The sequence below is a fragment of the Variovorax sp. OK605 genome (assembly GCF_900115445.1).
Classification (GTDB): domain Bacteria; phylum Pseudomonadota; class Gammaproteobacteria; order Burkholderiales; family Burkholderiaceae_C; genus Variovorax.
On record NZ_FOWL01000003.1, the window covers coordinates 414,429 to 434,049 of the forward strand.

The 19,621-nt window shown below is 69.3% G+C and carries 18 protein-coding genes; 6 read left to right on the forward strand and 12 right to left on the reverse strand.

Going from position 1 to position 19,621, the window contains the following annotated elements; translation table 11 throughout:
• The first annotated feature begins 19 nt into the window (after window positions 1-19).
• The 3 genes from BM013_RS10120 to mtgA all read left to right on the forward strand — a co-directional run bounded on the left by BM013_RS10120 (window position 20) and on the right by mtgA (window position 2,546).
• Complete coding sequence (locus BM013_RS10120; protein WP_093126081.1) at window positions 20-871, forward strand: cell envelope integrity TolA family protein; 852 nt, start codon at window positions 20-22, stop codon at window positions 869-871.
• Window positions 872-937: 66 nt separating this feature from the next.
• The gene (gene aroE, locus BM013_RS10125; RefSeq protein WP_093126083.1) at window positions 938-1,795 is read left to right on the forward strand and encodes a shikimate dehydrogenase; all 858 of its coding nucleotides are present in this window, start codon (window positions 938-940) and stop codon (window positions 1,793-1,795) included.
• Between the two features lie 7 nt (window positions 1,796-1,802).
• Window positions 1,803-2,546, forward strand: a complete 744-nt coding sequence (gene mtgA, locus BM013_RS10130) for a monofunctional biosynthetic peptidoglycan transglycosylase (protein ID WP_093126086.1) — start codon at window positions 1,803-1,805, stop codon at window positions 2,544-2,546.
• On the opposite strand, the gene BM013_RS10135 is transcribed toward mtgA, so the two are convergent.
• Window positions 2,512-2,928: a ribosomal maturation YjgA family protein gene (locus BM013_RS10135; RefSeq protein WP_093126811.1), complete on the reverse strand. Its 417-nt coding sequence runs from the start codon at window positions 2,926-2,928 to the stop codon at window positions 2,512-2,514. The genes mtgA and BM013_RS10135 overlap by 35 nt on opposite strands.
• A 9-nt stretch (window positions 2,929-2,937) precedes the next feature.
• Between BM013_RS10135 and BM013_RS10140 the strand changes: the two genes are divergently transcribed.
• Both BM013_RS10140 and BM013_RS10145 read left to right on the forward strand, forming a co-directional pair.
• On the forward strand, window positions 2,938-3,801 hold the full coding sequence (locus BM013_RS10140; RefSeq protein ID WP_093126089.1) for a lysophospholipid acyltransferase family protein: 864 nt from the start codon (window positions 2,938-2,940) through the stop codon (window positions 3,799-3,801).
• Between the two features lies 1 nt (window position 3,802).
• The gene (locus tag BM013_RS10145; RefSeq protein ID WP_093126092.1) at window positions 3,803-4,792 is read left to right on the forward strand and encodes a phosphatidate cytidylyltransferase; all 990 of its coding nucleotides are present in this window, start codon (window positions 3,803-3,805) and stop codon (window positions 4,790-4,792) included.
• 58 nt (window positions 4,793-4,850) lie between these two features.
• On the opposite strand, the gene BM013_RS10150 is transcribed toward BM013_RS10145, so the two are convergent.
• On the reverse strand, window positions 4,851-6,932 hold the full coding sequence (locus tag BM013_RS10150) for a tetratricopeptide repeat protein (protein WP_093126094.1): 2,082 nt from the start codon (window positions 6,930-6,932) through the stop codon (window positions 4,851-4,853).
• Window positions 6,933-7,083: 151 nt separating this feature from the next.
• Between BM013_RS10150 and ruvC the strand changes: the two genes are divergently transcribed.
• The gene (gene ruvC, locus BM013_RS10155) at window positions 7,084-7,632 is read left to right on the forward strand and encodes a crossover junction endodeoxyribonuclease RuvC (protein WP_093126097.1); all 549 of its coding nucleotides are present in this window, start codon (window positions 7,084-7,086) and stop codon (window positions 7,630-7,632) included.
• Between the two features lie 60 nt (window positions 7,633-7,692).
• On the opposite strand, the gene BM013_RS41185 is transcribed toward ruvC, so the two are convergent.
• The 10 genes from BM013_RS41185 to murD form a co-directional block, all read right to left on the reverse strand.
• Complete coding sequence (locus tag BM013_RS41185; RefSeq protein WP_177206311.1) at window positions 7,693-7,869, reverse strand: hypothetical protein; 177 nt, start codon at window positions 7,867-7,869, stop codon at window positions 7,693-7,695.
• 14 nt (window positions 7,870-7,883) lie between these two features.
• Window positions 7,884-8,807 carry a UDP-3-O-acyl-N-acetylglucosamine deacetylase gene (lpxC, locus tag BM013_RS10160; protein ID WP_177206308.1) on the reverse strand — a complete coding sequence of 308 codons (924 nt, stop codon included), beginning with the start codon at window positions 8,805-8,807 and terminating at the stop codon, window positions 7,884-7,886.
• Window positions 8,808-9,056: 249 nt separating this feature from the next.
• Window positions 9,057-10,274 (reverse strand): cell division protein FtsZ, encoded by a 1,218-nt coding sequence (gene ftsZ / locus BM013_RS10165; protein WP_093126103.1) that lies wholly within the window; start codon window positions 10,272-10,274, stop codon window positions 9,057-9,059.
• A 170-nt stretch (window positions 10,275-10,444) separates the two neighbouring features.
• Complete coding sequence (gene ftsA / locus BM013_RS10170) at window positions 10,445-11,674, reverse strand: cell division protein FtsA (protein ID WP_093126106.1); 1,230 nt, start codon at window positions 11,672-11,674, stop codon at window positions 10,445-10,447.
• Window positions 11,675-11,702: 28 nt separating this feature from the next.
• Entirely contained in the window at window positions 11,703-12,491 is a 789-nt protein-coding gene (locus BM013_RS10175; RefSeq protein WP_093126108.1) for a cell division protein FtsQ/DivIB, read from the reverse strand.
• 2 nt (window positions 12,492-12,493) lie between these two features.
• Window positions 12,494-13,465 (reverse strand): D-alanine--D-alanine ligase, encoded by a 972-nt coding sequence (locus tag BM013_RS10180; protein ID WP_093126111.1) that lies wholly within the window; start codon window positions 13,463-13,465, stop codon window positions 12,494-12,496.
• Complete coding sequence (murC, locus tag BM013_RS10185; protein ID WP_093126114.1) at window positions 13,462-14,943, reverse strand: UDP-N-acetylmuramate--L-alanine ligase; 1,482 nt, start codon at window positions 14,941-14,943, stop codon at window positions 13,462-13,464. Before murC ends, BM013_RS10180 begins: the two co-directional genes overlap by 4 nt.
• A complete protein-coding gene (gene murG / locus BM013_RS10190) occupies window positions 14,940-16,004 on the reverse strand; it encodes an undecaprenyldiphospho-muramoylpentapeptide beta-N-acetylglucosaminyltransferase (protein ID WP_093126117.1) in 1,065 nt (354 codons plus the stop codon). Before murG ends, murC begins: the two co-directional genes overlap by 4 nt.
• A complete protein-coding gene (gene ftsW, locus BM013_RS10195) occupies window positions 16,001-17,299 on the reverse strand; it encodes a putative lipid II flippase FtsW (RefSeq protein ID WP_093126120.1) in 1,299 nt (432 codons plus the stop codon). The genes murG and ftsW overlap by 4 nt, the downstream gene beginning before the upstream one ends.
• A complete protein-coding gene (murD, locus tag BM013_RS10200) occupies window positions 17,296-19,620 on the reverse strand; it encodes a UDP-N-acetylmuramoyl-L-alanine--D-glutamate ligase (RefSeq protein WP_093126122.1) in 2,325 nt (774 codons plus the stop codon). The genes ftsW and murD overlap by 4 nt, the downstream gene beginning before the upstream one ends.
• Window position 19,621 lies beyond the last annotated feature (1 nt).

The following is a 19,621-nucleotide window of genomic DNA, read 5'->3' on the forward strand; positions in this document are numbered from 1 at the left end:
CCCTGGAGGAATTTCGAGAATGAACTTCAAGGACCTCAGCACGCTGCAGATTGCACTCGGCGTGTCGGTCATTGCGCATGCCGCACTGCTCGCGGTGCGCTTCGTCGATCCCGAATCGTTCAACAAGGTCTTCAGCGAAACGCCGCTCGAAGTGATCCTGGTCAACAGCAAGACCAACGAGAAGCCGGACCCCGCCGCGCGCGTGATGGCGCAGACGGCGCTGGCCGGCGGCGGTGACCTCGACAAGGGCCGCGCCACCAGTCCGCTGCCGCCCTCGAGCTTCACCACCATGGGCGACTCGTTCGAGGATTCGCGCCGCCAGGTCGAGGCCATGCAGGCCCAGCAGATGCAACTGCTCGCGCAACTCAAGCGCGAACTGGCGGCCATGCCGGTGCCCGACCCGCGCAATGCCGGCGACCCCACCGAAGCCACCGCGCGCGAGGACAAGCGCCGCCAGATGGTCGAGCTGCTCGCCGAGATCGAGCGCCGCGTGAACGAGGAAAACGCGCGCCCCAAGAAGCGCTACCTGAGCCCCGCCACGCGCGAGGCCGCGTACGCGATCTACGTCGATTCGCTGCGCCGGCGCATCGAGCTCAAGGGCACCGAGAACTTTCCCACGGCCGCCGGCAAGAAGCTCTACGGCGAGCTGAGGATGACCATCACCATCAACTTCGACGGCAACGTGCTCGACACGTCGGTCGACGAGAGCTCGGGCGACGTCACGCTCGACCGCCGCGCGCAGGCCATCGTGCGCAGCGTGGGCAACTTCGGCAAGTTCACCGACGCCATGCGCAAGCAGACCGACCAGATCGTGATGCAGTCGCGCTTCAAGTTCACGCGCGACGAGACGATCGAGCTCTCCTCCCAGTAGAGCCCGAGACGCTCGCAAACCCGACCGAGACAAGACAACGCGCAGCGCGCCAGGAGACACGAGGCCATGGACCTGTACTGTGTAGTGGGCAACCCCGTCGAGCACAGCCGCTCGCCGCGCATCCACGCGCGCTTCGCCGAACTCTGCGGCCAGCAGATGGACTACGGCCGGCGGCTGGTGCCGATCGGCGCGTTCGCCGAAGGCATCGCGGCCTTCCGAAGCGAAGCCGCCGAGCGCGGCGACCGTGCGCGCGGCTGCAACATCACCGTGCCCTTCAAGTTCGAAGCCGCCGCGCTGGCGCAGCACACCAGCGAGCGCGCGAAGCTCGCGCAGGCGGTGAACACGCTGCGCTTCGCGGACGACGGCAGCATCCACGCGGACAACACCGACGGCATCGGCCTGGTCAGCGACATCGTGCACAACGCGGCGGTGCCGCTGAAGGGCAAGGCGCTGCTGCTGATCGGCGCGGGCGGCGCGGCGGCCGGCGTGCTCGGGCCGCTGCTCGACGCCGGTGCGTCGCGCGTGGTGGTGGCCAACCGCACGGTCGGCAAGGCCGTCGAACTGGTGCGCCGCCATGCGGCCATTGCGCTGCGCCACGGCGCCTCGCTCGAAGCCTGGGCGCTCGACGAGGTGCCGGGCACCTTCGACGTGGTGATCAATGCCACCGCCTCCAGCCTCGCGGGCGACGCGGTGCCGGTGAACGCCGCCGTGCTGCGCGAAGGCGGTCTCGCGGTCGACATGATGTACGGCCCCGCAGCCGCGGGCTTCATGGCCTGGGCCGAAGCGCACGGCGCCGTCGCGCGCGACGGGCTCGGCATGCTGGTCGAGCAGGCGGCCGAGGCCTTCGAGATCTGGCGCGGCGTGCGCCCGCCGTCCGCGCAGGTGCTGGCCGAGGTGCGCGCCTCGCTCGTCACCCCCGCATGACACCCGCATGAAGGCCGTGCTGCGCCTCATCGCCTGCCTCGTGGTGGCAGGCGTGGCACTCGAGCTGTTCTTCGTGGTGCGCATCGCGGCCATGGCCGTGATCGATCCGCAGAGCACCGCGTTCCAGCGCTCCGAGGCCTGGCAGGTTGCCATCCACAAGGGCAGCGAGGGCGGCTGGCGCCAGGAGTGGGTGCCTTACGGGCAGATCAACGACACGTTGAAGCGCGCCGTCATCGCGAGCGAGGACGCGGGCTTCGTCGACCACAACGGCGTGGAGTGGGAAGCCATCGAACGCGCGCGCCAGCGCAACGCCAAGGCCGAAGAGCTGGCCGCCAAGCGCGCCGCGCGTGCCGTTGCGCGCGGCAAGCCGGTGCAGCCGGTGCGCCTGCGCGGCGGCTCGACCATCACGCAGCAGCTCGCCAAGAACCTGCTGCTGTCCGGCGAACGCACCATGCTGCGCAAGGGGCAGGAGCTGGTGCTCGCCACGCTGCTGGAGGTGTTCCTCGACAAGCGCCGCATCCTCGAGCTGTACCTGAACAACGTCGAGTGGGGCGAAGGCGTGTTCGGCGCGGAAGCCGCGTCGCAGTACTACTTTCGAAAGCCCGCCGCGCGCCTGAACGCCAACGAGGCCGCGCGCCTCGCGGTGATGCTGCCGAGCCCGAAGTTCTTCGAACACCGGCCCGGCTCGCCCTACCTGGGCGGGCGCGCGTCGACGGTCATGGCGCGGATGCCCGCGGCCGAGCTGCCCTGAACCTGCCGCGCAGGCCTTCGAGCGCCAGCACTGCGGCGAAGCCGATCGTGTAGGCCAGCACATCCCACCAGTCGGCGGTGCTGCCGAGCACGATGCGCAGCGCGCGGTTCGGAATGCGCAGGTGCCACGCCGACGCCAGGTACTGGCCGAGCTCGACCGCACACCCCACGCCCAGCGCGGCCAGCGCCAGCGGCATAACGCGCGCGCCGATCGCGGTCTTGAACACGAAGTAGACCCACACCACGGCCAGCACGTCGCCGAAGAAACTTCGCAGCCAGCCCCAGCGCGCGCCGACGGTGGCCAGCAGCACGAGCAACACGAACAGGGCCACCGCCCACACCAGAGAAAGAGGATCGAAACGCCATCGCATGGCCCGTATCATCGCGCCCATATGCTTGCAAAGCTCACGGGTTGGTTGTTGCTCGGGATCGTCCGGTTGCTCACGGGCGCGCAAGCGCGCTGGTATGGCTGTCCGCCGAAGGCCGAGCAGCGCATCTACTTCGCCAACCACCAGAGCCACGCCGACCTCGTGATGATCTGGGCGGCGCTGCCCGAGGAACTGCGCAGCATCACCCGGCCGATCGCGGCGCGCGACTACTGGGCCAACACGCCGGTCAAGCGCTGGATCACGACCGAAGTGTTCAACGCGGTGTATGTGGAGCGCGCGGCAACGGCGCCTGCAGCATCTGCCACCGCCGCAGCACCGGTGCCGGCTGCGGTTGCCGTCAAAGCCCCGCCGATGCCGGCCGAACGCATCGAGCCGTCGATGGAACCGCTGCTGCCGCCGACGCCGCTGACGGAGCCGGTCGATGCGGTGCCCGAGGCGCAAGGTCAACTCGACCTTCCCGAGCCGCCTGCGCCACCGCCACCGCCACCGCCCATGCCGCCTCCTGCGGAACCCGAAGCAGCGCCCGACACGGCGCCCCCCGCCTCCGACCCGCTCGCCCCTCTCGTCGAAGCCTTGCGCAGCGGCGACTCGATCATCATCTTTCCCGAAGGCACGCGCGGCCACACCGGCGAGCCGCAGAAGTTCAAGTCGGGCCTCTACACGCTCGCCACGCTGTTCCCCGACGTGGTGCTGGTGCCGGCCTGGATCGACAACGTGCAGCGCGTCATGCCCAAGGGCGAGATCGTGCCGGTGCCCATCCTGTGCTCCGTGACCTTCGGCGCGCCGTTGCGTGTCGAGGAGAACGAAGAGCGCCGCCCCTTCCTCGACCGCGCACGCGCCGCCGTGATCGCGCTGCGCGACGTCTGACATGAACCAGTTCCTGCGCAACCTCAGCCCGACCCAGCAGGTCGCGGCCCTCTTCCTCATCGTGTTCGGCGTGCTCGTGATCGTGAGCACCGCGGCCTTCTTCCTGAGCTTCAGGGAGCGCCGCAACCCCGTGCACGACGCCGCCTGGCAGGCCGAACTGGCGCACTTCCGCGCGCTGCTGGGCACCACCTGGTTCATGGTGGTGATCTTCTGGATCGGCTGGGCGCTGGGCGAAACCGTGGCCACCGTGCTGTTCGCGCTGATCGCCTTCTTCGCGCTGCGCGAGTTCATCACGCTCTCGCCCACGCGGCGCGGCGACCACCGCAGCCTGATCCTTGCGTTCTTCGTGGTGCTGCCGATCCAGTTCTGGCTGGTGGCCACCGCGCGCTTCGACCTGTTCACCGTGTTCATCCCGGTGTACGTGTTCCTCGCGATCCCGGTGGCCAGCGCGCTGGCCAACGACCCGAGCCACTTCCTGGAGCGCAACGCCAAGCTGCAGTGGGGCATCATGGTCTGCGTGTACGGCATGAGCCACGTGCCGGCGCTGCTGCTGCTCACCTTCCCGGGCTACGAGGGCAAGAGCGCGTTCCTCGTGTTCTTCCTGGTGTTCGTGGTGCAGACCTCGGTGCTGGTGCAGCACCTGATCTCGCGCCGCATGCAGCGCACGCCCTTCGCGCCCAACGTGAGCCGCAGCTTCAACTGGACCAGTTGGGGCATCGGCATCGTGGTGGCGAGCCTGGTGGGGGCGCTGTTCTCGTTCATCACGCCGTTCAAGTTCGGCCAGGCGCTCGCGGTGTCGGTCATCGCCTGCATCGCGGGCTCGATGGGCCACCTGGTGATGAAGGCGCTCAAGCGCGACCGGGGCATTCCCAACTGGGGCAAGAAGGGCGTAGGCGTGACGGGCGCCAACGGCCTGCTCGACCGCGTTGACGCCCTGTGCTTCGCCGCGCCGATCTTCTTCCACTCGATCCGCTGGTACTTCAACGCCTGAAGCAGCGGCAAGGCCGCTAAGGCGTTCAGGCCTTGCGCAGGTCTTGCTCAGGCCTCGCTCAGGCCTTGCGCCGCACCACGCGGTCGAACGCCTCCTTCGCCTTGCGGCCCAGCGCCTTGGCCTTCAGCGCCTGCAACTCGCGCGTGAGGCGCGTGCGCTGCTCGGCCGACAGCGCGGTGCCGAAGCGGCCGAGCGCCTGCTCGAGCGTCGCGCGCTGCGCCTCCACTCGCCCCTGCCGGCCTTCGGCCTCGGCCAGCCATTCGCAGGCGTTGGCCACGCGCTCGCGCAAGGCCGCATCGCCCGAATCGCCGAAGCGCGCAATGAGCACGCGGTACGCCTTGGCCTGCCCCGCCGTGTCGCCCATCTTGTCGAGCGCCTTGGCCTTGTTGATCATCGACTTGGCGGCCCACAGCTGCAGCACGCTCTCGCGCGCCACGGCCGTGCGCGCGATCACCTCGTCGTAGCTCGCCACGGCCTCGGCGAGCCGGCCGGCCTGGCGCAGCGTCGCGCCCTTGCGGAACAGCGCACCGGCCACGCGCCCGCGCAGGTCGGGCAGATCGGAGTTGCCCCAGCGCGCCACGATCTGGTCGTGCACGCGCATCTCGTCCTCGGGCCGCCCGAGGCGATCGAGCGCGGTGCTCTTGTATTGCAGGCACAGCGCCACCTGCTCCTGCATCTCGGTCGCGGCATCGGCGCCGTAGCGCGCGTCCATCGCATCGGCGGCCTCGATCACCTCGTCGAAGCGCGACAACGCCACCAGGCAGAAGGCCTTGTGCACCAGCGAACGCGCGCACTGGCGGCGCAGCTCGGGGTGCAGCGACGCGGCGTGCGCCGCGAGCACCTCGTCGAACAGCGCGATGGCCTCGAGCGACTCGCCCGCGTCGCCATGCCTGCGGCCCTCCTTGACCTTGTCGCGCACCTCGTCGCGCAGCTCGATCGACAGTTCGCCGGCATCGGCCGGGCCGGCCTTGCGCAGGCGCTTCAGGCAGGACTGCCGCCCCGCCGTCGCCTTGGCCCGCATGTCCTGCAGCTCGGGCGCTGCGGCATCGCGCAGCGTGTGCATGAGCTTCTCGTACACGCCCAGCGCGTCGTCGGCGCGCGCCAGTTGCTCGAGCAGCACGTGGCCCTTGTTCAGCAGCGTGCTGGCCACGGTGCGCTGCACGACGGCGTCGGTGTCGCGCGCGAAGGTGGCCAGCAGCCGGTCGCAGGCCGCCAGCGCGGCTTCGCCGTCGCCCTGGTCGCGCAGGCCCACGGCCCAGTCGTAGGCGCGCACCACGGCCATGCGGCGCACCTGCGACGAAGCGTCGCGGCCATAGCGTTCGAGCAGCCAGCCGACCAGCTCGGCGCGGCGCGCCTGCTCCTCGAGACCGAGGCCGTCGAAGAACAGGGTCAGCGCCCGCACGCCTTCCAGGCGAAGCTCGGGCGCGGCATCGGCCAGCCCGGCCTCGATCTGGTCGGCCACCTGCAGGCACAGCACCTGTGCCTGCGTGTGCTGCGCCAGCTCGCGCAGGTTCAGCACCGAGGCCAGGCGCGCACGCGCCACGCGCAGCACCACGGCGGGGTCGGTGCTGCCGTCGAAGCGCTCGATGGCCGCGTCCAGCGTGGCAATCGCGTCCTGCGGCAGGCCGCGGTGGTGGTCGATCTCGGCCTTCAGCAGACGCGCGTCCACGCGCCATGCATCGAACGCGGCATCGGCCTGCGCGTCGAGCTGCTCGCTCATGAAGTCGCAGGCTTCGCAACGCGCGGCCGGCTCGTCGATGAGCCAGGTGCGCTGGTACAGCGCATGGGCGATGTGCTCGCGGATCTCGGGCTCGCCGCGCTGGCCGTGCGCCGCCACCAGGCGGTCGAGCGTGGCCAGCGCGTCGGCCGGGCGATGCAGCTGGCGCAGCATGTGCGCGAGCAGGCGCAGCGCCTGGCAGCACGGCACCACCACGGCGGGCTCGGGCATGCCGCCGAATTCCTCGATCAGGCGGCTGCAGGCGGCCAGCGCCTCGGCGCGCCGGCCGAGGTCGTTCAGCAGCTCCGCGCGGCGCAGGCTCGCGGCGGCGCGTTGGGCGCGCTCGCTGGGGTGTTGCAGGCGCTCGATCAGGGCCTGTGCGTCATCCAGTTGCTGCTGCGCGGAGGACTCGACTACATTCACATTCGCTTCCTTGTGTGGCACGCCCCGCGCGCAACGGGGGCGGACTGTACGGACCGGGGCGCATTCTGCCCGCGATCGAACGGCTTTCGAGCCCCGTGCCGCAGCTCTTTCGACTCTCTTTACCCGGGCTTAGGCCTTTACGTTTCCTTTCATGCGCATTCTTGGCATCGACCCCGGCTTGCAGACCACCGGCTTCGGCGTGGTCGACTCGGACGGCCATGCGCTGCGCTATGTCGCCAGCGGCACCATCAGCACGCGGCACCTGGGCAGCGGCAACCTGCCGGCGCGCCTGAAGGTGCTGTTCGACGGCATCGCGGAAATCACCGCGCGCTACCAGCCCGATGCGTCGGCGGTGGAAATCATCTTCGTCAACGTCAACCCGCAGTCCACGCTGCTGCTGGGCCAGGCGCGCGGCGCGTGCGTGACGGCGCTGGTCACCCACAACCTCTCCGTGGCCGAGTACACCGCGCTGCAGATGAAGAAGGCCGTGGCGGGCCACGGCGGCGCCGCCAAGGCGCAGGTGCAGGAGATGGTGCGCCGCCTGCTCGACCTGCCCGGCGTGCCCGGCGCCGACGCGGCCGACGCACTGGGCATCGCCATCACGCATGCGCAGGTGGGGCGTTCGATGGCGCGGCTCGCGGAAGCGGCGGAGTTGTCGAAGACGCATGCCGGCACTTACCGGCAAGGGCGCTCGCGCTGAGTCTTTTGACCTGCGCCCTCTCCCCCTGGGGAGTTTGGGTGAGGGCGCGAGACGGGAAACTCAGGCGATGCGCTCGGCGATCAGCACCGCGAAGAAGCCGAACGCCGCCAGCAGCGTCCACTTCAACACGGTCCAGCCGAAGCGCCGGTACTTGACCTGGCCCGTGCCAGCATAGAACGCGAAACTCACACCCGCCACCAGCAGGAGCAGCAGGATGGCCCAGCGGAACAGAAGCATCGTGGGAGCGCGGCCTACCAGGCGCGCGCGACTTCGCCGAAACCGCGCGGTGCGCGCTTCTCGTCCTCGAAGGTCACGACTTCGTAGGCGTCGCTGTGCGAGAGCAGTTCGCGCAGCAGCTTGTTGTTCAGCGCATGGCCCGAACGGAACGCGGTGTAAGCGGCCAGCAATGGCTTGCCGATGATGTACAGGTCGCCCATGGCGTCGAGGATCTTGTGCTTCACGAACTCGTCGTCGTAGCGCAGGCCGCCGGCATTGAGCACCTTGGTGTCGTCCATCACGATGGCGTTGTCCAGGCCGCCGCCGAGCGCGAGGCCCTTGCTGCGCATGTACTCGACTTCCTTGGTGAAGCCGAAGGTGCGCGCGCGTGCGATGTCGCGGCTGTACGAGCCGGTGCCCAGGTCGAACTCCACGCGCTGGCCGGTGGAGTTGACCACGCGGTGGTCGAAGTCGATCTCGAAGCTCAGCTTGTAGCCGTGGTACGGCTCCAGGCTCGCCCACTTCTCGTTGGCGCCCTCGCCTTCGCGCACCTCGACCTTGCGGGTCACGCGGATGAAGCGGCGCGGCGCCTTCTGCAGCGCGATGCCCGCGCTCTGCAGCAGGAACACGAAGGACGAGGCCGACCCGTCGAGGATCGGCACTTCGTCGGCCGTGATGTCGATGTAGAGGTTGTCGATGCCCAGGCCCGCGCAGGCCGACATGATGTGCTCGACGGTCTGCACCTTCGCGCCGCCGGTGGAGACCGTGGACGCCAGGCGCGTGTCGGTAACCGACTCGGCCGTCATGCGGATCTCGACCGGCTCGGGCAGGTCGACGCGGCGGAACACGATGCCCGTGTCGGCCGGGGCCGGTCGCAGGGTCAGCTCCACGCGCTGGCCGCTGTGAAGCCCCACGCCCACGGCGCGGCTGATCGACTTGAGGGTTCGTTGTTGCAGCACGCCGGGGATTTTAGGCGCGCGCCGGGCGTGACGCCCTATGCCCTTCGCTATGGCACCGATAGACATGGGTTCTCTGAAAAGGCCCGGCGATGGACGCAAGGGACACGAAGCGAACGCAGCGCCTAGAGCCAGCAGAAGTCCCTTTCAGGTCTTCCCTGTGCCCCTTGCGAACCTTCGTGTCCTCTGCGTCTGGCCGAGTTCGCCCCCCGAAGGTCTCGCGCGAGACCTTCGAACGGGGGGCTTCTTCTCTCAATCTGCCTGGCGGCGCAGGAAGGCCGGGATCTCGAAGTCATCCATGCCGCCCGAAGACAGCGCGTCCACCTTCGCTGCGGCCATCGTGCGGTTGGTGCGCCACACGCTGGGAACGGCCATGCCGTCGTAGTTCGGCTGGCTGCCGTGGCCGCCACTGCTGGCGTGACCCACGCCACCGAGCGTCGGCACGGTGAACGCGATGTTGTCGGTGCCGGTGCGGATCACTTCCAGCGTCGGAGCCTGGCGGCGTGCGTCGGCACGCGACAGGCCCGTGGCCACCACGGTCACGCGCATCTCGTCGCCCAGGGTGTCGTCGTAGGCGGCGCCGTAGATCACGTGCGCGTCCGGCGAAGCGTAGGCGCGGATGGTGTTCATCGCGAGCTTCGACTCGTTCAGCTTCAGCGAGCCCTTCGATGCCGTCACCAGCACCAGCACGCCCTTGGCGCCCGACAGGTCGATGCCTTCGAGCAGCGGGCAGGCCACGGCCTGTTCGGCGGCGATGCGCGCGCGGTCCGGGCCGGCTGCGGCAGCGGTGCCCATCATGGCCTTGCCGGGTTCGCCCATCACGGTGCGCACGTCTTCGAAGTCGACGTTCACGCCGCCGTACTCGTTGATGATTTCCGAGATGCCGCCCACGGCGTTCTTCAGCACGTCGTTGGCTTGCGCGAAGGCTTCGTCCTGCGTGACGTCTTCACCCAGCACGTCGAGCAGCTTCTCGTTGAGCACCACGATCAGCGAGTCGACGTTGGCTTCGAGCTCGGTGAGGCCCGCGTCGGCGTTGGTCATGCGACGGCCGCCTTCCCAGTCGAAGGGCTTGGTCACCACACCCACGGTGAGGATGCCCATTTCCTTCGCGACGCGTGCGATCACGGGTGCGGCGCCGGTGCCGGTGCCGCCGCCCATGCCGGCCGTGATGAACAGCATGTGCGCACCGTCGATGGCCGCGCGGATGTCGTCCACCGCGAGCTCGGCCGCTTCACGGCCCTTGTCGGGCTTGCTGCCGGCGCCCAGGCCGCTGGTGCCGAGCTGGATGATCTTGTGCGCGGTGCTGCGTTGCAGTGCCTGTGCGTCGGTGTTCGCGCAGACGAACTGAACGCCCTGCACACCACGCTCCATCATGTGGGCGACTGCATTGCCGCCGCCACCGCCGACACCGATCACCTTGATCTGCGTGCCCTGATTGAACTCTTCGACTTCGATCATTTCGATGGTCATTTTTAACTCCTTGAATCTTGCAGTTGCCGTTGTGTATCTATGAATATTTCTTGTGCCGTGACGAGATCAACGATGCGAGCGTCAGGATGGTGGACCTGTGCGTCGCCATCGCTCGTTGAAATGCAGGGGTGGGCTGCCACGCGCGAGCCACAGTGGAGACTTGATCATCGTCAGAAATTCCCCACGATGAAGTCCTTGAAACGTCCGAATGCAGTCTTTACCGACCCATTCTTCTGTGCGACCTTGAAGCCACGCATGCGCGCGAAGCGCGCCTCTTCGAGAAGGCCCATGACTGTAGCGGCGCGAGGCTGCGCGACCATGTCGGACAACGCGCTCGAATACTTCGGAATGCCGCGTCGCACCGGCTTCAGGAAGATGTCTTCACCGAGCTCGACCATGCCGGGCATCACCGCGCTGCCGCCCGTGAGCACCACGCCCGACGACAGCACTTCCTCGTAGCCCGACTCGCGCACCACCTGCTGCACGAGCGAGAAGATTTCCTCGATGCGCGGCTCGATCACACCGGCCAGCGCCTGCTTGCTCAGCATGCGCGGACCGCGGTCGCCCAGGCCCGGCACTTCGACTTGCGATTCAGGGTCGGCCAGCAGTTGCTTGGCGTAGCCGTGCTCGACCTTGATGTCTTCCGCGTCCTTGGTGGGCGTGCGCAGCGCCATCGCGATGTCGCTCGTGATGAGGTCGCCCGCGATCGGGATCACGGCCGTGTGGCGGATCGCGCCGTTGGTGAAGATCGCCACGTCGGTCGTGCCCGCGCCGATGTCCACCAGCACCACGCCGAGCTCGCGCTCGTCTTCGGTCAGCACCGCCTGGCTCGAGGCCAGCGGGTTCAGCATCAGCTGGTCGACCTCCAGGCCGCAGCGGCGCACGCACTTGATGATGTTCTCGGCCGCGCTCTGCGCGCCGGTCACGATGTGCACCTTGGCTTCCAGGCGCATGCCGCTCATGCCGATCGGCTCCTTCACGTCCTGGCCGTCGATCACGAATTCCTGCGGCTCCACCAGCAGCAGGCGCTGGTCGCTGGAGATGTTGATGGCGCGCGCCGTCTCCACCACGCGGGCCACGTCCGCGGGCGTCACTTCCTTGTCCTTCACCGCCACCATGCCGCTGGAGTTGATGCCGCGGATGTGGCTGCCGGTGATGCCCGTGTACACGCGGCTGATCTTGCAGTCGGCCATCAGCTCGGCCTCTTTCAGCGCCTGCTGGATGCTCTGCACCGTGGCGTCGATGTTCACCACCACGCCGCGCTTCAACCCGTTGCTCGGCGCGATGCCCAGCCCGGCCAGCTTGAGCTCGCCGCCGGGCAGCACCTCGGCCACCACCACCATGACCTTGGCGGTGCCGATGTCGAGTCCTACGACCAGGTCTTTGTATTCTTTGGGCATTGATATGTCCTCGATTCCTCGGTATTCGCTACTTGATTTTTCTTGGGGCCTCTGGCGAGACCGTGGTGACGCCGCGCAGCCGCAATGCATACGCGTCGTTGTGGCGCAGATCGGCGCCTTCGACATCGGCCACCGAGCGCCGGTACTGGCCCGCGACCTGGGTCACGGTCTTCAGGAACCGCTGCAGCCGGGCCGTCACCTCTTCGCTCTGGCCGCGGCCCAGCTCGATCTCCGCGCCGCTGTCCAGCACCACCTTCCAGCTGCCCCGGCTCGACAGCGTGAGCTCGTCGATGCTGAGTTCGTAGGGCTGGAACTGCGGCTGCAGCACGCGGTACATGCCCAGCACCTGGCCGGCCTGCTCGATGGGTCCGTCCAGGCGCGGCAGGTTGTCGTCGACCTCGGCCACGTTGGCCTCGAACACGTCGCCGAAACCGTTGATGAGCTTGGAGCCCGCGTCGTCGCCCCAGGTGGCCACCGGCACCTGCTCGGTCAGCGTCACGCGCAGCTTGTCGGGAAACTCGCGCCGCACCACCGCGCTGCGCACCCACGGCACCGACTCGAAAGCCGCGCGCGCACGCGCCAGGTCGATGGTGAAGAAGTTGCCCTTGAGCTGCGGCGCCACGTTGGCGCGCAGCGTGACCGCGTTGTTGTGCGTGACCTCGCCGTCCACCTTGATGCCGCCGATGGGGAAGAAGGGCTGGCGCAGCACCCACCAGGCGCCCGCCGCAAGCAGCATGAGCGTCACCATCACGAAGGCGATGTTCGCGACGATGTTCATGAGCTTGACGTCGAAGGGCGCGGGGATGCTGTCGGTCATGGCTATTGCGAGCCTCCCGTTGCGTCGAGCGCGGCCGAGGCCAGCACGCGCAGGCACAGGTCTTCGTACGCGATGCCCGCGGCGCGGGCCGACATCGGCACCAGCGAATGGCTGGTCATGCCCGGCGAGGTGTTCATCTCGAGCAGGAAGGGCTTGCGGTCGCTGGCGCGGATCATCACGTCGGCGCGGCCCCAGCCGCGGCAGCCCAGCGTGCGGTAGGCCGCCAGCGTGATGCGCTGGATCTCGTGCTCTTCCTCCGCGGGCAGGCCGCTCGGGCAGTGGTACTTCACGTCGTCGGTGAAGTACTTGTTCTGGTAGTCGTAGGCGCCCTCGGGCGCGGCGATGCGCACCACCGGCAGCGCGCGCGCGTCGAGCCCGAAGCCCAGCACGGCGCAGGTCACTTCTTCGCCTTCGATGAACTCCTCGCAGAGCACGTCGGCGTCGTATTTGGCGGACAGCGTCACCGCGTCCTGCATCTGCGAGTAGCCCTCGACCTTGGTCACGCCGATGGAGGAACCCTCGCGCGGCGGCTTCACGATCAGCGGCAGGCCCAGCACGTCGGGCACGGCCATGACCTGCTCGCGGCTTTGCTGGTCGAAGGCCAGGCGCACGTACTTGGGCGTCGGCAGGCCGTCGGCTTGCCAGATGCGCTTGGTCATGACCTTGTCCATGGCCACGCTCGAGGCCATCACGCCCGAGCCGGTGTAGGGAATGCCGAGCAGCTCGAGCGCGCCCTGCACGGTGCCGTCTTCGCCGTGGCGGCCATGCAGCGCCACGAAGCAGCGCGCGAAGCCTTCGCGCTTCAGGTCGGTCAGCTCGCGCTGCGACGGGTCGAAGGCATGCGCGTCGACGCCGCGCGAACGCAGGGCCTCGAGCACGCCGGTGCCCGACATCGTCGAGATCTCGCGTTCGGCGGAACTGCCGCCGAACAGCACGGCCACCTTGCCGAAGAGTCTGGGGTCCTGAAGGCTCATTCGGCCCTCCCTTTGCGCGAATCGCGCTGCGATGTTGAAGGGGCGGCGGCCGTCGCCGTTGTGGCAGCGGCCCCCGCGCCAAGTTCGACCACCTTGCCCGGCACCGCGCCGATCGAGCCGGCGCCCATGGAGAGCACCACGTCGCCCGCGCGCGCGTTGTCGAGGATGGCGCGCGGCATGGCGGCGATGTCGTCGACGAACACCGGCTCCACCTTGCCGGCCACGCGCAATGCGCGCGCCAGCGTGCGGCCGTCGGCGGCCACGATGGGCGCCTCGCCGGCCGCATAGACCTCGCCCAGCAGCACCGCGTCGGCCGTGCCGATGACCTTCACGAAGTCTTCGAAGCAGTCGCGCGTGCGGGTGTAGCGGTGCGGCTGGAACGCCAGCACCAGCCGGCGGCCCGGGAACGCGCCGCGCGCCGCGGCAATGGTGGCGGCCATCTCGACCGGATGATGGCCGTAGTCGTCGATGACGGTGAAGGTGCCCGCGGCGCCTTCACCCTGCACGCTCACGTCGCCGTAGCTCTGGAAACGGCGGCCCACGCCCTTGAAGCCGGCCAGCCCGCGCTGCACGGCTTCGTCGGGAATGCCCAGCTCCACCGCCACGGCGATCACCGACAGCGCGTTGCGCACGTTGTGCTCGCCCGGCAGGTTCAGCACGATGGGCAGGTCGGGCAGCGTCACGCCGTTGCGGCGCTGCGCCGTGAAATGCATCTGGCCGCCGACAGCGCGCACGTCGATGGCGCGCACCTGGGCGTCCTCGCCGAAGCCGTAACTCGTCACGGGGCAGGTCACCTGGGACACGATCTCGCGCACGGCCGCGTCGTCGGTGCAGAGAATGGCCACGCCGTAGAACGGCATGCGGTGCAGGAAGTCGACGAAGGCCTTCTTCAGCTTCGCGAAGTCGTGCCCGTAGGTTTCCATGTGGTCGGCGTCGATGTTCGTGACCACCGCCATCACGGGCAGCAGGTTCAGGAACGAGGCATCCGACTCGTCGGCCTCCACCACGATGTAGTCGCCGCTGCCGAGCTGCGCGTTGGCGCCGGCGCTGTTCAGGCGCCCGCCGATCACGAAGGTCGGGTCCAGGCCCGCGGCGTCGAGCACGCTCGCCACCAGGCTGGTGGTGGTGGTCTTGCCGTGGGTGCCGGCAATGGCGATGCCCTGCTTCAGGCGCATCAGCTCGGCCAGCATCACCGCGCGCGGCACCACCGGAATGCGCTTCTCGCGCGCGGCCAGCACCTCGGGGTTGTCCGGCTGCACGGCGGTGGACGTGACGACCGCGTCGGCGCCCTCGATGTGCGCGGCCGCATGGCCCACGAAGGTGCCGATGCCCAGGCCGGCCAGCCGGCGCAACGTGGCGCTGTCGGCCAGGTCGGAACCGGTGATGCGGTAGCCGAGGTTCAGCAGCACTTCGGCGATGCCGCTCATGCCCGAGCCGCCGACGCCGACGAAATGGATGTGACGAATCGCGTGCTTCATCTGGCAAGCTCCTCGCAGGCGCGGACGACGGCGTCCACGGCTTCGGTCTTCTGCATGGTCTTGGCCTTGGCGGCCTTGTCGATCAGCGCGTTGCGCCCGGTTTTCTGTAGCAAATCAGCCAGCAATTCAGGAGTGAGGTCGGCCTGCTGCACGAGCCATCCGCCGCCCGCGTCCACGAGGAAGCGCGCGTTGGTGGTCTGGTGGTCGTCGACCGCCGAAGGGAAAGGCACGAACAGCGCTGCTGCGCCGACGGCCGCGATTTCTGTGACGGTGCTGGCGCCTGCGCGCGCGACGATGATGTCGGCGTCCGCATAGGCCTGCGCGGTGTCTTCGATGAAGGGCGTGAGCTCGCCCTCGACGCCGGCGGCCGTGTAGTTGGCGCGCAGTTCGTCGATCTGCTTGGCGCCGCTCTGGTGCAGCACCTGCGGACGCGTCTCGGGGGCGATGCGCGCGAGCGCCTGCGGCACCACGGTGTTCAGCCCGCGCGCGCCGAGGCTGCCACCGACCACCAGCAATTTGAGCGGCCCGGTGCGGCCCGCGAAACGCGCGGCCGGGTCGGGCTGCGAAGTGAAGGCGGCACGCAACGGGTTGCCCACCCACTGCGCCTTCTTCAGCACATCGGGGAAGGCGGTGAACACGCGATCGGCCACGCCCGCCAGCACCTTGTTGGCGAGGCCGGCCACCGAGTTCTGCTCGTGCAGCACCAGCGGCTTGCCCATGAGCACGCCCATCATGCCGCCCGGGAAGGTGATGTAACCGCCCAGGCCCACCACCACGTCGGGCTTCACGCGGCGCACCACGCCCAGGCTCTGCCAGAAGGCGCGCAGCAGGCGCAGCGGCAGCAGGAACAGCGTGAGCGGGCCCTTGCCGCGCACGCCGCCGAACTGCACCGGCTCGAAGGCGAAGCCGCGCGGCGGCACCAGCTTTTCTTCCATGCTGCCGGGCGCGCCCAGCCAGTGCACGCGCCAGCCGCGTTCGCGCAGGGCCTCGGCCACCGCGAGTCCGGGGAAGATGTGGCCGCCCGTGCCGCCGGCCATGACAAGTGCCGTGCGGCCGGTCATACGCGGCCTCCCCGCATCAGCACGCGGTTCTCGTAATCGATGCGCAGCACCACGGCCAGCGCCACCATGTTCATCAGGATGGCCGAGCCGCCGAAGCTCATCAGCGGCAGGGTCAGACCCTTGGTCGGCAGCGCGCCCAGGTTCACACCCATGTTGATGAAGGCCTGGAAACCGATCCACACGCCCACGCCCTGCGCCACGAGGCCGGAAAACACGCGGTCCAGCGCGATGGCCTGGCGGCCGATGTGCATGATGCGGCGCGTGAGCCAGAGGAACAGGCCGATGATCAGCAGCACGCCGACCAGGCCGAACTCCTCGCCGATCACGGCGAGCAGGAAGTCGGTGTGCGCCTCGGGCAGCCAGTGCAGCTTCTCGACGCTGCCGCCCAGGCCCACGCCGAAGATCTCGCCGCGCCCGATGGCGATCAGCGAGTGCGACAGCTGGTAGCCCTTGCCCAACGCGTGCTCCTCGCTCCACGGATCGAGGTACGCGAAGATCCGCTCGCGGCGCCACGGGCTGGTGGCCACGATGGTGCCGAAGGCCACTACCACCAGCGCGGCGATCACGAAGAACATGCGCGCGTTCACGCCGCCCAGGAACAGGATGCCCATGGCAATCACCGCGATCACCATGAACGCGCCCATGTCGGGCTCGGCCATCACCAGCATGCCGACCACCACCACCGCGATGCCCATCGGCAGCACGGCGCGGAAGAAGCGCTCCTTGATCTCCATCTTGCGCACCATGTAGCTGGCGGCGTAAAGCACCATCGCGAGCTTGGCCAGCTCCGAGGGCTGGAAGCGCATGAAGCCCATGGGCAGCCAGCGGCGCGCGCCGTTCACGTTGATGCCGATGTGCGGAATGAGCACGGCCACCAGCAGCAGCAGCGACGCGATGAACAGCCACGGCGCGGCGCGCTCCCAGGTCTTCATGGGAATCTGGAAGGCCAGCAGCGCGGCGATGAAGGCGAACGCCACCGAGGCCGCGTGCCGCGTGAGGAAGTACGAGGCGCTGTAGCCGGCGCGCGCGAAGCGCGGGTTGTCGGGCAGCGCGATGGAGGCCGAATACACCATGATCAGGCCCCAGGTCAGCAGCGCGACCGTGACCCACACCAGCGCCTGGTCGAAGCCGAGCACGCGCATCGGCGTGGCCTTGGTCTGCGCGACGCCAGCGCCGCCCAGCCGCACGGGCAGGTGCACGGGCAGCGCGTCGATGCCGCTGCGCGCGCGCCTGAACCAGCCGCTGAAACGGCTGGTGCGGGTGTTGGGCGTGGCGCCCGCGGCGGCAGAGTTCAAAGCGGTTCCTCCGTCGAATCGGACGCAAGGCCTTCCACCAGGCCGCGCGGGCTGTCTTCCCAGGCCTGCACGGCCTCGCGGAACACGTCGGCGCGGTGCGCGTAGTCCTTGAACATGTCGAAGCTCGCACAGGCCGGTGACAGCAGCACGGCGTCGCCCGGGTTGGCGCGCGCGCCGGCGAGCTTCACGGCCTCGTGCATCGAAGCCGCGTGCATCAGCGAGACACCGGTCGAGGCCAGCGCGGCCTCGATGAGCGGCGCGTCGCGCCCGATGAGCACCACGGCGCGCGCGTACTGGCGCACGGGCGCGGCGAGCGGATCGAAGTCCTGCCCCTTGCCTTCGCCGCCGAGAATCACGACCACGCGGCGCTCTTCACCCAGGCCGTTCAGCGCGGCCACGGTGGCGCCCACGTTCGTGCCCTTGCTGTCGTCGAAGTACTCGACCTCGTCGACGATGGCGATGGGTTCCACGCGGTGCGGCTCGCCGCGGTACTCGCGCAGGCCGTAGAGCATCGGGCCCAGCGGGCAGTCGGCGGCGCTGGCCAGCGCGAGCGCGGCCAGGGCGTTCATGGCGTTGTGGCGGCCGCGGATGCGCAGCGCATCGGCGGGCATCAGGCGCTGCAGGAAGATCTCTTCCTCGACCACGGCGCCGCGCTTGCGCTTCTGTGTTTCGTCGGCTTCCAGCGCGCGCACCAGCCAGGCCATGCCGTTGACGCGCTCGATGCCGTAGTCGCCCGGGCGCAGCGGCATGGCCGAGCCGAAGGTGACGTGCGTGCGCACCTGCGGGCGCTGCAGCTTGACGCGCAACGGCGGGGGCAGCATGGCCATCACGCCGTCGTCGTCGCGGTTCAGGATCATCAGCCCGCGCGCGCCGAAGATGCGCGCCTTGGCCGCCGCATAGGCCGGCATGCCACCGTGCCAGTCGAGGTGGTCCTGCGTGAGGTTGAGCACGGTGGCGGCGGTGGGCTCGAAGCCCTGCACGCCGTCGAGCTGGAAGCTCGAGAGCTCGAGCACCCACACGTCGGGCAGCGTGTCGGCGTCCATGTGCGCGGACAGCGTGTCCAGCAGCGTCGGGCCGATGTTGCCGGCCACGGCCACGGTCTTGCCGGCGCGCTCGACCAGCTGGCCGGTGAGCGAGGTGACGGTGGTCTTGCCGTTGGTGCCGGTGATGGCCAGCACGGCGGGCGTGTAGCCCTTGGGCGCTTCGGGTGCGGGCGGCTCGGCAGCCGGCGCCAGCACGAGCTGCTGCGACTCTTCTTCCACCGCGGCGGAGGCCGGGTTGGTGGCGGAGAGTTCGGCGATCTTGGCGACGAACTCCGCGGCCTCCTTCGCGGCCGTGGGGACGTAGGGCTTGCCGGTGCTGGGCAGGCGGGAGACGGTCGCGGCCGCGGGCGCACTCGCTGGTGCGGCCGTGGATGCTTGATCGGGCGAAGCGGCAGGGGCTTCAGGCGCCTCTGGCGATCCGGGTGTTTCGGCCGCGGGGGCTTCGGTCGCTGCTTCTTGCGACACAGCGTTCGCGTCAGCGGTCACGGGAACGGCCGGCTCGGGCGTTGCTTCGCCAGCGACAGGCTCGGCCGGTGCTTCAGGCGCTGCCGATGCTTGCGTTGGCACAGGCACAGGCACAGGCACGGCCACGCTGATCGACGGATCGCGCGGCATCGCTTCGGCCATCGCGGGCGCGGTCGGCTCGGGCTGGGCTTCGGCAGGCTGCGCGGCTTGGGTGGCTTCCACCGGCTCGGCGGGCACCGCCTGTAGTTCGGCCGGTTCGGCCGGTTCGGCCGGCTCGACAGCTTCGGTTGCTTCGGGCGTCTCGGGTGCCGCGACCACTTCAGGCGCCGACGCCTCGACCGGTGCCGGCACGTCCGGCTGCGCGGCTTCGGGAGCCGTTTGAGCTGCGGGCTCTGCTTCTGCTTCTGCTGCTTGTGCCTCGGCTTCGACTTCGGCTTCAGGCCCGGCTTCGACCACCGGCACTTCGACGGTCTGCAGATCCAGCAGCGCGCGCGCGAACAGGTCGAGCTCGCCACCGACCGGCAGGCCCATGGCCCGCGCCGCATCGGCCACCGGCGCGATGGCTTCGGGCGACAGGCCCGGCGAGCGGTACACGGCGCGAATCGGCGTGCCTTCGACCAGCGCGGCCGAGAACGGGCCGCCGACGAAGGTCACGCCGGGCAGCTCGGCCTTCAGCGTGGCCAGCGACGCCGGCGCCTCGCGCGTGTCCGCCACGGTCACGACCGCGCCGTGGCGCGCGCACCAGCGCGCCATCGCCAGCCCGGACGCACCGAGGCCGAGGACGAGAACGGGGAGGTCTTTCAGATGCCGCATG